The sequence below is a fragment of the Haloferax sp. S2CR25 genome (assembly GCF_031624535.1).
Lineage (GTDB): Archaea > Halobacteriota > Halobacteria > Halobacteriales > Haloferacaceae > Haloferax > Haloferax massiliensis.
On the sequence record NZ_JAMQOO010000001.1, the window covers coordinates 339,146 to 352,837 of the forward strand.

At 68.7% G+C, this 13,692-nt stretch carries 14 protein-coding genes; 9 read left to right on the forward strand and 5 right to left on the reverse strand.

The window, feature by feature from the left end; all coding sequences use genetic code 11:
• Window positions 1–40 precede the first annotated feature (40 nt).
• The 3 genes from NDI65_RS01705 to NDI65_RS01715 form a co-directional block, all read right to left on the reverse strand.
• The gene (locus NDI65_RS01705; RefSeq protein ID WP_089778052.1) at window positions 41–766 is read right to left on the reverse strand and encodes a methyltransferase domain-containing protein; all 726 of its coding nucleotides are present in this window, start codon (window positions 764–766) and stop codon (window positions 41–43) included.
• A complete protein-coding gene (locus NDI65_RS01710) occupies window positions 763–1,143 on the reverse strand; it encodes a nascent polypeptide-associated complex protein (RefSeq protein WP_089778054.1) in 381 nt (126 codons plus the stop codon). Before NDI65_RS01710 ends, NDI65_RS01705 begins: the two co-directional genes overlap by 4 nt.
• 82 nt (window positions 1,144–1,225) lie before the next feature.
• Window positions 1,226–1,894: an O-methyltransferase gene (locus NDI65_RS01715; protein ID WP_089778056.1), complete on the reverse strand. Its 669-nt coding sequence runs from the start codon at window positions 1,892–1,894 to the stop codon at window positions 1,226–1,228.
• A gap of 148 nt (window positions 1,895–2,042) precedes the next feature.
• Here NDI65_RS01715 and NDI65_RS01720 point away from each other — a divergent pair, with 148 nt between their 5' ends.
• Window positions 2,043–3,719 carry a methylmalonyl-CoA mutase family protein gene (locus tag NDI65_RS01720; protein WP_089778058.1) on the forward strand — a complete coding sequence of 559 codons (1,677 nt, stop codon included), beginning with the start codon at window positions 2,043–2,045 and terminating at the stop codon, window positions 3,717–3,719.
• 303 nt (window positions 3,720–4,022) lie between these two features.
• Entirely contained in the window at window positions 4,023–4,307 is a 285-nt protein-coding gene (locus tag NDI65_RS01725; protein ID WP_226908723.1) for a hypothetical protein, read from the forward strand.
• Between the two features lie 150 nt (window positions 4,308–4,457).
• On the opposite strand, the gene NDI65_RS01730 is transcribed toward NDI65_RS01725, so the two are convergent.
• On the reverse strand, window positions 4,458–4,796 hold the full coding sequence (locus NDI65_RS01730) for a hypothetical protein (RefSeq protein WP_089778060.1): 339 nt from the start codon (window positions 4,794–4,796) through the stop codon (window positions 4,458–4,460).
• A 7-nt stretch (window positions 4,797–4,803) separates the two neighbouring features.
• Complete coding sequence (locus NDI65_RS01735; protein ID WP_089778062.1) at window positions 4,804–5,172, reverse strand: YbjQ family protein; 369 nt, start codon at window positions 5,170–5,172, stop codon at window positions 4,804–4,806.
• A 54-nt stretch (window positions 5,173–5,226) separates the two neighbouring features.
• On the opposite strand from NDI65_RS01735, the gene mce reads away from it, so the two are divergent.
• The 7 genes from mce to NDI65_RS01770 all read left to right on the forward strand — a co-directional run bounded on the left by mce (window position 5,227) and on the right by NDI65_RS01770 (window position 13,631).
• On the forward strand, window positions 5,227–5,610 hold the full coding sequence (gene mce, locus NDI65_RS01740) for a methylmalonyl-CoA epimerase (protein WP_089778064.1): 384 nt from the start codon (window positions 5,227–5,229) through the stop codon (window positions 5,608–5,610).
• Window positions 5,611–5,613: 3 nt separating this feature from the next.
• Window positions 5,614–7,551, forward strand: coding sequence for an o-succinylbenzoate--CoA ligase (gene menE, locus NDI65_RS01745; protein ID WP_310893280.1), 1,938 nt, complete (start codon window positions 5,614–5,616; stop codon window positions 7,549–7,551).
• A gap of 92 nt (window positions 7,552–7,643) precedes the next feature.
• Window positions 7,644–9,305 (forward strand): long-chain fatty acid--CoA ligase, encoded by a 1,662-nt coding sequence (locus NDI65_RS01750; RefSeq protein WP_089778066.1) that lies wholly within the window; start codon window positions 7,644–7,646, stop codon window positions 9,303–9,305.
• A gap of 92 nt (window positions 9,306–9,397) precedes the next feature.
• Window positions 9,398–10,549, forward strand: coding sequence for an acyl-CoA dehydrogenase family protein (locus NDI65_RS01755; RefSeq protein WP_310893283.1), 1,152 nt, complete (start codon window positions 9,398–9,400; stop codon window positions 10,547–10,549).
• Between the two features lie 104 nt (window positions 10,550–10,653).
• A complete protein-coding gene (gene proC, locus NDI65_RS01760; RefSeq protein WP_310893284.1) occupies window positions 10,654–11,427 on the forward strand; it encodes a pyrroline-5-carboxylate reductase in 774 nt (257 codons plus the stop codon).
• On the forward strand, window positions 11,420–12,304 hold the full coding sequence (proB, locus tag NDI65_RS01765; RefSeq protein ID WP_310893285.1) for a glutamate 5-kinase: 885 nt from the start codon (window positions 11,420–11,422) through the stop codon (window positions 12,302–12,304). The genes proC and proB overlap by 8 nt, the downstream gene beginning before the upstream one ends.
• Entirely contained in the window at window positions 12,297–13,631 is a 1,335-nt protein-coding gene (locus tag NDI65_RS01770; RefSeq protein ID WP_089778074.1) for a glutamate-5-semialdehyde dehydrogenase, read from the forward strand. The genes proB and NDI65_RS01770 overlap by 8 nt, the downstream gene beginning before the upstream one ends.
• Window positions 13,632–13,692: the final 61 nt, after the last annotated feature.

Here is a 13,692-nt window from a genome sequence, read left to right on the forward strand (position 1 = left end):
CGGGCCGAAAGAGAGGCTGGCCCGTCCGGGTCGGACCCGCTCACTCGTTGCGGGCGAACACGAGATAGCCGGTGTGGCCGACGCCGGCGGTCGAGGGGCGCGACCCCCGGTCGTTGAAGTCCATGTGTCGCTGAATCGTCTCGAACGTCTCCACGTCCGACAGGCCCGCCTCTCTGGCGGCTTCGACGGCCGCGCGCGTGCCCTCCACGAACGGGGAGTAGACGGCGAGGTAGCCGCCGGTCACGAGCAGGTCGGGCGCGTGGCGGACGACCTCGGGCGCGTTCTCGGTGTCGAGGGTGAGCGCGTCGAACGCCGCGTCCGCGAGGTCGTCGACCTCGTCTGTGATGTCGCCGGTGCGGACGTCGACGCGGTCTTCCACGCCCGCGAGCCGCATGTTCTCGCGGGCGACGTCGGCGAACTCGGCGTCGCGTTCGAACGTCGTCACGTCGACGCCGAGGCGACCGAGGTACGCCGAGAGGACGCCCGTGCCGGTCCCCGCGTCGAGGACGCGTTCGCCGGCCGCGATGCCCGTGTGACCGACGATGAGGCCGATGTCTCGCGGCATCATCGGCGCGCCGGTGCGCTCGAAGTGGTTGAAGAGGTCCGGGCCGCGCGGCTCGCGGACGAGGAACTCCTCGCCGATGTGGGTTTCGAGCGTCTGGCCGGCCTCGACGTCCTCGGGGACGGTGAGCATCCCGAGGTCGGTGTGGAGTTCGTCGCCGGGCGCTCGGAGGTACTCCCGGTCGCCGTGGACGAGGAGTATCACTCCAGTCGCGCGATGGCCGCGGCGAGGTCGCCGTCTTCGGCCTCCAGCGCTTCGCGGGCCTCGTCCTCGGGGACGCCGGCGCGCTGGGCCACGATGGCCACGTCGTCGGCCGGAATCTCGTCGGCGGCCTCGTCGCCGTCGCCGCTGTCGCCGCCGTCGTCACCGGCTCCGAGCGCGCGCGTCTCGGGTTCGCCGACGATCTGGTACGTCTCCTGGCCCTGCGCGTCCATGCGCGTGACCTGCGCGTCGCTGAAGACGAGTTCCTCGTCGGCCGTCTTGATGACGACTTCCTCGGCATCGAGCTCCGTCACGTCGATGCCCATCTGCTTCATCATCTGCTGCATTTTGCGCGGATTCATCCCGCCGCCTCCAAACATACCCGAAGCGTCGGGGTGAGCGCTCAAAAGCGTGGCGAACGTCGGTGCGCGGCGGGCGGTACGCGCGCCGGCGGTCGCGGGCTCACTCGACCCGCGTGCTGACCGAGAGGCCGCTTCCGACCGGGAGGACGATGGTCTCGTACCGCGGGTCGGCCCGGACCGCGTCGAGGAACGCCGCGATGCCGCGGGTGTCGGCGTCGGCCCCGTCGAGGGCCTCTGCTTGCCCTTCGCTCCAGTCGGTGAGCGCGCCGAAGTCGACCGGGCCGCGCATGACGTTGTCGGCGACGACGACGCCGCCTTCGGCGACGCGGTCAGAGACGAGGTCGAACGCCTCGGCGTAGCGGTGCTTCTGGTGGTCCAAGAGCACGAGGTCGAACTCGCCGTCGACGCCCTCGAACAGGTCGAGCGCGTCGCCTTCGAGGAAGGTCGTCCGGTCGGCGAGGCCGGCGCGGTCGAGGAAGTCCCGCGCCATGTCGAGTTCGTGGGCGTCGTGTTCCGTCAGGTAGAGTTCGGCGTCGTCGGCCATGCCCTCGGCGAACCACGTCGCGGAGTAGCCGAAGCCGGAGCCGAACTCGAACAGCCGCGTCGCGTCCGCGAGGTGCGCGAGGACGCGGAGGACGCCGCCCGCCTCGGGACCGATGATGGGAAAGCCGTGCTCGTCGGCGTAGGCGGCCATCTCGGCCTGTACCGCGTCGTGTTCGGGCGCGGTCGCCGCGAGGAACCGCCGCGTCTCGTCGCTCAAGATGTCCATGCGGAAGCAGGGCGCGCGAGGGACATAAAATCGGTCGCCGCGGCCGGGTTTTCGGGTGCTGTCGCGGACGGTTCTGCGGCCCGCGGTCGGCGACGGCGTACCCACCGACCCGCGTACGCTTAAGTAGAGACGAACCACATCTTCGACCATGTTTGATCCCGACGAGCTCGAAGAGATTCGGGAGGCGAAAGCCGAGTGGGAGGAGGAGACGCTGGGGCCGACCCTCGACCGCTTCGGGGAGCGCAAAGAGGAGTTCACGACGGACACGGGCGGCAACGTCGTCGAGCGGCTCTACACCCCCGACGACGCCGACGTGGACTACGACGAGGACGTGGGCTTCCCGGGCGAGAAGCCCTACACGCGCGGGGTGTATCCGACGATGCACCGCGGGCGGCTCTGGACGATGCGGCAGTACGCGGGCTTCGGGACGGCCGCCGAGACGAACGAGCGGTTCCGCTACCTCATCGACAACGGCTCGTCGGGGCTGTCGCTCGCGTTCGACCTGCCGACGCAGATGGGCTACGACTCCGACGCGATGATGGCCGCCGGCGAGGTCGGGAAGTCGGGCGTCGCCATCGACAGCCTCCACGACATGGAGACGGTGTTCGACGGCATCGACCTCGGGGAGGTCTCCACGTCGATGACCATCAACGCCCCGGCGGCCGTGTTGCTGGCGATGTACGTCGCGCTCGGCGACAAGCAGGGCGTCCCCCGCGAGGAGCTTCGCGGCACCATCCAGAACGACATCATGAAGGAGTACATCGCGCGGAACCTCTACATCTTCCCGCCGGAGCCGTCGATGCGGCTCATCACGGACATCTTCGAGTTCTGCGCGGCGGAGACGCCGAAGTTCAACACCATCTCCATCTCCGGCTACCACATCCGCGAGGCCGGGTCGACCGCCGCCCAAGAGGTCGCGTTCACCCTCGGCAACGGCATCCAGTACGTCGAGGCCGCGGTCGACGCCGGCCTCGACGTGGACGACTTCGCCCCCCAGTTGTCCTTCTTCTTCAACGCCCACAACAACATCCTCGAAGAGGTGGCGAAGTTCCGCGCCGCCCGGCGGATGTGGGCGAAAATCATGGAAGAGCGCTTCGGCGCGGAGAACCCGAAGTCGATGCAGTTGAAGTTCCACACCCAGACCGGCGGCTCGACGCTCACCGCCCAGCAGGTCGAGAACAACGTCGTCCGGGTGGCATATCAGGCGCTGGCGGCCGTCCTCGGGGGCACGCAGTCGCTCCACACCAACGGGAAGGACGAGGCGCTGTCGCTGCCGACCGAGAAGTCGGTCCGGACGGCGCTCCGCACCCAGCAGATTCTCGCCCACGAGTCGGGCGCGGCGGACACCATCGACCCGCTGGCTGGCAGTTACTACGTCGAGGCGCTGACCGACGACATCGAAGACGAGGCGTTCGACCTGCTCGACGAGGTGGACGACCGCGGCGGGATGCTCGACGCCGTCAAGAACCAGTGGGTCCAGCGGGAGATTCAGGACGTGGCCTACGAGCGCCAGCGCGAGATTGAGGAGGGCGAGCGCGTCATCGTCGGCGTCAACGAGTACCAGGTGGACGAGGAGCCGACCGTCGAGGTCCAAGAGGTCTCCGAGGAAGAAGAACAAAAGCAGGTCGAGTCGCTCGACGCCCGGAAGGACGACCGCGACGAGGAGGCCGTCGAGGCCGCCCTGGCGGACATCCGCGCCGCCGCGAACGGCGACGAGAACCTCCTCCCGCTCATCGTCACGGCGGTCAAGGCGTACGCGACCGTCGGCGAGATATGCGGCGTCCTCCGCGAGGAGTTCGGCGAGTACGAACCCGGTATGGCCTGAGTCAGCCGCGCCATTCCCGAACGACCAGCGCCGACGACCTCCCCGTTCCGTGCCAACGAGACACATAATTTATACTTTCACCCGACTGACCAGTTTTATTGTCACCCCCCGAGTGACCACAACCGAGGCTTATGATGCCGCTTACTGGATTCTAAACCCGTCACACGCCCGGTCGCCGTCAGTCGGCGCGAGGTTCGCGCCACCAGCCGCTCGGTTTTTCGAGTAGTGGCGGCCGTCGCGTTGCGGGGCTCTCCGACCGGAGAGCCCCCGGTATCGCATCCGATTGTCCACCTCACCAGACGAATGTCACGACAACGCCCCCGAGACAGTCGTACCGGCTCCGACTACCACCCCTCCCATCACCGACCCGCGCCCTCGCTGGCGACGCAGGCCGTCCTGCTCGCGTCGATGGCCGCGGTCGTCGCGGTCGTCACCTTTCCCGTAGCGTCGCTCGCGGTCGCCGTCACCGTCGCCGCCGTCGTCGCCGTCGCCCGCGTCGTCGTCACCCGGGCCGACCGCTCGATGCTGACGGTCGACGTGCCCGGCGTCCCCGTCGAGGTCACGGTCGCCCGGACCGCCCGCGACTGAGGCCCGACCGAACGCTGTGAACCCACGCCGACCCCGCTCGCGCACCTCCGACACTCACACCCCGCGACCACTCACCCCTCGCGTCCCGCTCTTGACGCGCCCTTCCGCGTTCCGTTCCGTTCCGTTCCCGACTCGTTTCGCTCCGTCCCGTCACTCCCCGGATTCGACGAACCGACGCCGAAGCCCACGAGCGACCGCCACGACGGCCATCGCTTGGAGGTAGCCGAAGACGGCGAGCGCCGGGTAGAACACCGATGTCTCGCGGACGCCGAACTCGTTGGCCGCGAGCGTGTCGAAGAAGAAGGCGGCCACGAGCGCGGGGTAGTCGACGACCCAAATCTCCTTCGGCAACACCTCGAAGAAGCCGACCGCCCACGCGGCCGCGAGGACGGCGAAGACGGCGAGCGTGGCCCGGTCCGTGGCGAGTCGGGCGAATCCGCGTGCGAGCCGCCGCGGGTCGCGGGCGGCGCGCCGGGTCGTTGTCGTCATCGTCGGATCACGCCACGTCGGCGTTCGACTCGGACGCGGGTTCCGCGTCGGCGTCGGAGCCGCCGACGAGCGTGACCGCCGTCCCGTAGGCCAGAATCTCCGCCGCGCCCTGCGCCACCTCGGCGGTCACGTACCGGACGCCGACGACGGCGTCGGCTCCCATCGCCTCCGCCTCGGCTATCATCCGTTCCGTCGCCTCGTCGCGCGCCTCGGCCATCAGCCCGGTGTAGGACTTGAGCTCGCCGCCGACGATGTTTCGGAGGCCCTGCGTGATGTCGCGGCCGACGTTCCGGGCGCGTATCGTGTTCCCGCGGACTGCTCCCAGCGTCTCCTCGATGTCGCGGCCGACGACCGACTCCGTTGTAGTTACTATCATGACACGAATATCGAACCGTCTGGGTTTATCCGTTGCGCCCGACGAACTGGAGACATGCACTTCGACCACGTCGGAATCGCCACGTCCGACGCCGCCGGACTGGCCGCGCTGTTCGCGGAGCTGTTCGACGCGCCCGTGGCCCACGAGGAGACGTTCGACGGCATGTCGGTCGTCTTCCTCGAACTCGAAAACGGCTACTTCGAACTGCTCGAACCCCACGAGGAGGGCGCCATCTCGAAGTTCCTCGACAAGCGCGGCGGCGGCATCCACCACGTCGCCGTCGAGACCGACGACATCGAGGGCGCGCTCCGGGCCGCCGAGGCCGCCGGCGTCGACCGCATCGACGAGGAGCCGCGCCCCGGCGCGTGGGGCCACGAGGTCGCCTTCTTGCATCCCAAGTCCACCGGCGGCGTCCTCGTCGAGTTCGTCTCGCACTGAGCGATGACGGGCGACTCTCCCGACGACGCGGCCGACGCCGCCGACTCCGATTCGATCAACACCGATTCGACCGACAACGACGCCGCAGCCGCCGGCGAGAGCCGCGGGTTCGCCGGGCCGATGCGCGACTGGCTCTCCCACCGGGTCGCCGCGACGCCCGACCGCCGGGCGCTCATCCACGCCGCGACCGGCGACTCGTGGACCTTCCGCGAACTCGACGCGCTCGTCGACGAGACCGCCGGCCAGCTCGCCGCCCTCGGTGTCGAGGCCGGCGACCACCTCGGCGTCGTTCTCGACCCCGGCGTCGACTACGTCCGACTCATCCACGCCGCGACGCGGCTCGGGGCCGTGCTCGTCCCCCTCGGCGACCGACTCACCGCCGACGAAATCGGTCGCAACGTCGAACTCGCGGACGTGACCACGCTGGTCTGCGGCGAGTCCACCGAGTCGACGGCGGTCGAGGCCACGACCGACGTGCCCGTCGTCTCCGTGGACGACCCGCGGTGGGAGGGCGTCATCAACCTCTCGTCCATCGCGCCGAAGCGAGTCGAACCGGCGGGCTGGTCCCTCTCGGAGACGATGCTCCTGCTTTTCACCTCGGGGACGACCGGGACGCCGAAAGCGGTGAAACTCACCATGGGCAACCTACTCGCGAACGCCGTCGCCGGGGCGTTCCGACTCGGCGTCTCTCCCGACGACCGGTGGCTCGTCACGCTCTCGTTGCACCACATGGGCGGCATCGGTCCGATCCTCCGCGGCCCGCTGTACGGGTCGACCGTCGTCCTCCGCGAGGGGTTCGACGCCGGCGGTGCGGCCGACGACATCGGCAAGTACGACGTCACGGCCGTCTCGCTCGTGCCGACGATGCTCAAGCGGATGCTCGACAGCAGGGGGACGCTCTCGGACTCGCTCCGCGTGGTGCTCCTCGGCGGCGCGCCCGCCCCCGACGAGCTCGTCGAGCGCTGTCGGAACTACTCGGTGCCGGTCCACCCGACATACGGCATGACCGAGACGGCGTCGCAGGTCGCCACCGCGACCCCGCGGGAGGCGTTCGCCGACGTGGGGACCGTCGGGCGGCCGCTCTACTTCACCGACCTCCGGGTCGTCGACGAGGACGGGACCCCCGTCGAACCCGGCACGCCGGGCGAACTCGTCGTCTCGGGGCCGACCGTCTCGCCCGGCTACTACCGGAACCCCGAGGCGACCGCCGAGGCGTTCACCGACGCCGGCCTCCGGACCGGCGACATCGGCTACCGCGACGACGACGGACTCCTGTACGTTCTGAACCGGAAGGACGACCGCATCATCACCGGCGGCGAGAACGTCGACCCAGGCGAGGTCGCGGCGGTCCTGCGGGACCACCCCGAGGTGGACGACGCCGCCGTGCTCGGTGTCCCCGACGCCGAGTGGGGCGAGCGCGTCGCCGCCCTCGTCGTTCCCGCGGACCCGGAGAACCCGCCGGACGACGACGACCTCGACGACTTCTGCCGCGAGCGACTCGCCGGGTTCAAATGCCCGCGACTGGTCGCGACCGCGGACGAACTCCCGCGGACCGTTTCGGGGACGGTCGACCGCGAGGCGGTCCGCGAGCGGCTGGTCGCGGCCGAGCCCGTCGCGGAGGCCGAACCGGAGCGCACGGCGGCCGGGGAACGCGACGAGCCGAGCGCGCCCGAGGTCGGTTCGGAAGGCGACGGCGGCGAGGCGACGCCCGCGAGCGACACCGACGAGGGCGCCGACGCGACGGTCGCGGACGCCGAACGCGGCGTCGACGACGACGGTGAGGCGAGCGCCGACGGGGACGAACACGACGACGCCGAGAGCGCGGTGGGCGACGCCGAGAGCGCAGAGAGCGACACCGATGACGGCGACGGCGGGGACGACGGGGACGACGGGGACGACGGGGACGACGGCGACGAGCTCGCCTTCGACCGCGACGAGTGAGTGAACGCGCCCGCGGGTGACGCCGAATCCACAGCCCGCGTCTCGGCGGGTCGTTTCCAAACAATCATTACGTTTTGACGCAAGGGCATGGTATGGTAGGTGCTACCAACCAGACGCTTCGGCCGTTCCTGTGGCGCGCGGGGAAGCTCTATCCGGACCGCGAAATCGTCTCTCGGACCGCCGAAGGGCTGGAACGCTACACGTACGCGGAGTACGAGGGACGCGTGGCACGGCTCGCGGGGGCGCTTTCGGACGCCGGCATCGGGGACGGCGACCGGGTGGCGACGTTCTGCTGGAACCACAACCGACACTTCGAGACGTACTTCGGCGTGCCGTCGATGGGCGCGCAGTTGCACACCATCAACCCGCTTCTGCCCGACCACCACATCCAGTACATCGTCGAGAACGCCGAGGACCGCCTCGTCTTCGTGGACCCGTCGCTCGCGCCGAAACTCGCCGGCGCGGTCGACGAAGACGCGTTCGCCTCGGTCGAGCAGTTCGTCGTGATGGCCTCCGAAGTGCCGGACGACGTGGGTCTGTCCCCGGTGACGGACTACGAGTCGTTCGTCGCCGGCTACCCCGACGAGTACGACTGGCCGGACCTCCCGGAGGACCAGCCGGCGGGGATGTGTTACACCTCGGGGACGACGGGTCAGCCGAAGGGCGTCGAGTACTCCCAGCAGATGCTGTGGGCGCACACGATGGCGACGCTCCCCGAGTCCGGCCTCGATATCGGCGCGAAGGACGTCATCATGCCGGTCGTCCCGATGTTCCACGTCAACGCGTGGGGCCTGCCGTTCTCGACGACCGCGGCGGGCGCGAAACACGTCTACCCCGGCCCGTCGCCGACGCCCGAGGACCTCGCGAAACTCATCGAGGAGGAGGGCGTGACGATGACCGCGGGCGTGCCGACGGTGTGGCTCGGCCTGCTCGACTACCTCGACGAGCACGACGCGGACGTCTCGTCGCTCGAACGCATCGTCATCGGCGGGTCGGCCGCGCCCAAGTCGGTCATCCGGCGGTTCGACGAGGAGTACGACGTGGACGTGCTCCACGCGTGGGGCATGACGGAGATGTCGCCGGTCGGGACCGTCGCCCACCTCAAGCCGGGGATGGAGGACCTCCCCGCCGAAGAACAGTACGAAAAGCGCGCTAAACAGGGCCTGCTCGCGCCGGGGCTTGAGATGCGCGTCGTCGACGACGACGGGAACGAGGTCCCGTGGGACGGCGAGGAGTTCGGCGAACTGTGGGTGCGCGGCCCGTGGGTGACGACCGAGTACTTCGAGCGACCCGACGCGAACGAGGAAGATTACGAGGGTAACTGGCTGAAGACCGGCGACGTGGTCACCGTGGACGAAGACGGCTACGTCCAAATCGTCGACCGGGCGAAAGACGTCATCAAGTCCGGCGGGGAGTGGATTTCGTCGCTCGAACTGGAAAACAGCATCATGGCCCACGACGACGTGGCCGAGGCGACCGTCATCGGCGTCCCCCACGAGCGCTGGCAGGAGCGCCCCGTCGCCTTCATCGTCCCGAAGAGCGGCGTCGACGAGGACGCGCTGAAGGCCGACCTCGTCGCGCTCGTCGAAGACGAGTTCCCGAAGTGGTGGGCCCCCGACGAGGTCGTATTCATCGATGAGGTGCCGAAGACCGCGACCGGAAAGTTCGACAAGAAGGTGCTCCGCGAGCGGTACGACGACTCGTCGCTCATCGAGGGCAAGACGCCCGATTCGGAGGCCCCGTCGGACGAGTGACGGCGGCTCGGCCGACCCATCTAACAAGAAACTAGTTTGAAGTTTATACTAGTTCCATACACTATTTTTACTGTACAATCCGATAGCGCGGTATGGACCTTCTCGACGACTCCATCGTACCCGAACACGCCCGCGACCTCAAGCGGGAGGCCCGCGAGTTCGCAGAGGCGCACATCGAACCGGTCGCGGCGGACTACTACGAGTCCGGCGAGTACCCCCACGAGGTCCTCCAGGCGGGGATGGACGCGGGGCTGGTCGCGCAGGACATCTCCGAGGAGTACGGCGGGAAGGGCTTCGACCTCCAGCAGATGCTCGCCATCTCCGAGGAGTTCTACCGCGCCGACGCCGGCATCGCGCTGACGCTCCAGCTCGCCTCGTTCGGGTGCGAGATTATGGAGGACTACGGCAGCGAGGAACAGAAGGAGACGTGGCTCCGCCCGGTCGCGGAAAACGAACAGCTTTCGGGGCTCGCGGTGTCCGAACCGCAGACCGGCTCCGACATGGCCGGCATGGAGACGACCGCCGACAAGACCGACGGCGGCTACGTCCTCAACGGCGAGAAGTACTGGGTCGGAAACGCCGTCGAGGCCGACTGGCTGACGGTGTACGCCAAGACGGCCGACACCGACGACCGCTACTCGAACTACTCGATGTTCGTCGTGCCGACGGACACGCCCGGCTACGAGGCAGAACACATCCCCGAGAAGATGGGCATGCGCGCGTCCAAGCAGGGGCACATCGTCTTCGACGACTGCGAGGTGCCCGAGGAGAACCTCATCGGCACCGAGGGCGGCGGCTTCTACATGCTCGCGGACTTCTTCAACCACGGCCGGGTCGTCGTCGGCGGCCACAGCCTCGGTCTCGCGGCCGCCGCCATCGAGGAGGCGTGGGAGTTCGTTCACGACCGGCGGGCGTTCGGGCGCACCGTCTCGGAGTTCCAGGCGGTCCAGCACATCCTCGCCGACATGCGAATGGAGTTCGAGGCGGCGCGCGCGCTCAACTGGCGCGCCGCCGAGAAGGTCGCAAACGGCGAGGACGCCGGCTTCTGGGCGGCCGCGGCCAAGACGAAATCGACCGAGACGGCGGTCGACGTGGCCGAACGCGGCATGCAACTCCACGGCGGCCGGTCGGTCCTCAACGAGTACAAGATTTCGCGGGTGTACCGCGACGCGCGCATCCCCGTCATCTACGAGGGCGCGAACGAGATTCAGCGCAACCTCATCTACCGGCAGGGCGCGCTGTAAGGCGGCCCCGTCACGGCCCCGGAACTGACAACTCGTTTTTAGGTTTGGCATGGCTTGACCGGAACGCAGTTACTATCTGAGCGTCGTACCTTGAGTCAGCACCAATGGTACGAACGAGCGTTATCGGCTGTGGAAACATGGGGAGCGCCCTCCTCACCGGGCTTTGGAAGGCGGGTGGCCACTCGGTCATCGCCTGCGACCTCGACCCCGACGCCCTCGCCGCGGTCGCCGACTACTGCGAAGAGACGACGGACGACGTGTCGCGCGCCGCCGAGGCCGACGTGGTGTTCGTCGCGGTCAAGCCCGACATCGTCGGGGCCGTTCTCTCGGAACTCGACCTGTCTCCCGACCAGACGCTCGTCACGATAGCCGCGGGCGTGCCGACCTCCTTTGTCGAGGCGCGCACCGACGCCCGCGTCGTCCGCATCATGCCGAACCTCGCCGCCGAGACCCGCGACATGGCCGCGGCGGCGACCGGCGACCTGACCGACGAGGTCCGCGAACTCCTCTCGGACGTGGGCGAGTTCGTCGAGGTCGAGGAGTCGCAGATGGACATCGCGACCGCGGTCAACGGCAGCGGACCGGCCTTCGTCTTCTATCTCATCGAGGCCGTCACGCAGGCCGGCGTCGCGGGCGGACTCTCCGAGGAAGACGCCGAGATTCTCGCCGCCCAGACGTTCAAGGGCGCGGCCGAGACCGTCGTCCAGGACGACCGCACCGCCGACGAACTCATCGACGCGGTCTGCTCGCCGAACGGGACGACCATCGAGGGGATGGAGGTCCTCTGGGACAGCGCCGCCGACGACGCTGTCACCGAGGCGGTGGTCGCGGCCGAGCGCCGGTCGAAGGAGCTCGCGGAGGAGTTCGCCGATGAGTGAACTGAGCGAGACGACGGAGACGGCGGAGACGTCCGAGGTCGCCGAGCCCGACGCCGACGCGGTCGCCGCCGCCCGCGAGGCCGCCGCCGAGGCGGACCGCGTCATCGTCAAGGCCGGCACCAACTCGCTGACCGACGAGGACTCCAACCTCGACGACGACAAGCTCGACAAGCTCGTCGACGACATCGAATCGCTGCTCTCGCGCGGTAAGGAGGTGCTGCTCGTCTCCTCGGGCGCGGTCGGTGCCGGCATCGGCCGACTCGACCATCCCACGGCGGACCGCGACACCCTCGAAGCGTCGCAGGCGCTGTCGACGGTCGGTCAGAGTCTCCTGATGCACCGCTACACGGAGAGCTTCGAGCGCTACGACCGGAAGGTCGCCCAGATTCTCATCACCCAGCACGACCTGGAGAACCCCGAGCGGTTCACCAACTTCCGGAACACGGTCGAGACGCTGCTGGAGTGGGGCGTCGTGCCCATCATCAACGAGAACGACGCGGTCGCCACGGAGGAACTCCAAATCGGCGACAACGACATGATTTCGTCGAACATCGCGGTCGGCATCGGCGTCGACCTGCTCGTGACGCTCACCGACGTTGGCGGCGTCTACACCGGGAACCCGAAGGAGGACCCCGACGCCGAGCGCATCGAAGTCGTCGGCGACAACTACAGCGACGTCGAGGACGTCGTCACCGCGAGTTCGACCGGCGGCTTCGGCGGCATCCAGACGAAGGTCCGGGGCGCGCGCGACGCCGCCGAGTACGGCATCCCCGCCGTCATCGCGCAGTCGACCGAACCCGACGTGTTGGCGAAGATAGCCGAGCGCGAATCGGTGGGAACAATGTTCCTGCCCATCGACGGTGAGACCGATGACTGAGCGAGACACGACCGCGCAGGTCGAACGGGCACAGTCGGCGGCGCTCCGCCTCGCCAACGTCGACGCGGCCGACCGCGACGCCGCGCTCGGAGCCATCGCGGACGCCATCCGCGACAACAGCGAGGCGATTCTCGCGGCCAACCGCGAGGACGTCGAGGAGGCCGAGGCGATGCTCGCGGACGGCGAGTACACGCAGGCGCTCGTCGACCGCCTCAAACTCGACGAGGCGAAACTCGACGACATCGCCGGGATGGTCGAGTCCGTCGCCGAACAGGACGACCCCCTCGGGGAGACGCTGGAGGCGAGAGAGCTGGACGAGGACCTCGAACTGTACAAGCTCTCTGTTCCCATCGGCGTCGTCGCGACCATCTTCGAGTCGCGGCCCGACGCGCTCGTCCAAATCGCCGCGCTGGCGCTGAAGTCCGGCAACGCCGTCATCCTCAAGGGCGGCAGCGAGGCGAGCGAGTCGAACCGCGTGCTGTACGAGACGATTCTGTCCGCCACCGAGGACCTGCCGGACGGCTGGGCGACGCTCATCGAGGCCCACGAGGAGGTCGACCGCCTGCTCGAACTCGACGACATGGTCGACCTCGTGATGCCCCGCGGCTCCTCGGAGTTCGTCAGCTACATCCAGGACAACACCCAGATTCCCGTGCTCGGCCACACCGAGGGCATCTGCCACGTCTACGTCGACGAGGCGGCCGACCTCGACATGGCCGAAGACATCGCGCTCGACGCGAAGGTGCAGTACCCCGCGGTCTGCAACGCCGTCGAGACGCTCCTCGTCGACGAGGCGATCGCGGCCGACTTCCTGCCCGCGGTCGTCGAGCGCTACCGCGACGAGGGCGTCGTCCTCCGCGGCGACGAGGCGACCCGCGAACACGTCGATATCGACCCCGCGACCGACGACGACTGGGACACCGAGTACGGCGACCTCGAACTCTCCGTCAAGGTCGTCTCGGACCTGTACGACGCGGTCGACCACATCAACGCCCACGGCTCGAAGCACACGGAGTCCATCGTCACCGACGACGCCGAGCGCGCGGAGACGTTCATGACCGGCGTCGACGCCGCCAGCGTCTTCCACAACGCCTCGACCCGATTCGCCGACGGCTACCGCTACGGTCTCGGGGCCGAGGTGGGCATCTCGACGGGCAAGATTCACGCCCGCGGCCCGGTCGGTCTCGAAGGCCTGACGACCTACAAGTACTACCTCGAAGGCGACGGCCAGTTGGTCGCCACCTACGCCGGCGAGGACGCCGTCCCCTTCACCCACGAGGCGCTTGACGCCGACTGGAACCCCGGCCACCGAAGCCGACGGGACTGAGCGCGCCGGCGGTTCGGCGTCCGGTTTTTCGCGGCAAATAGAACTATATCCCTGACAGTCG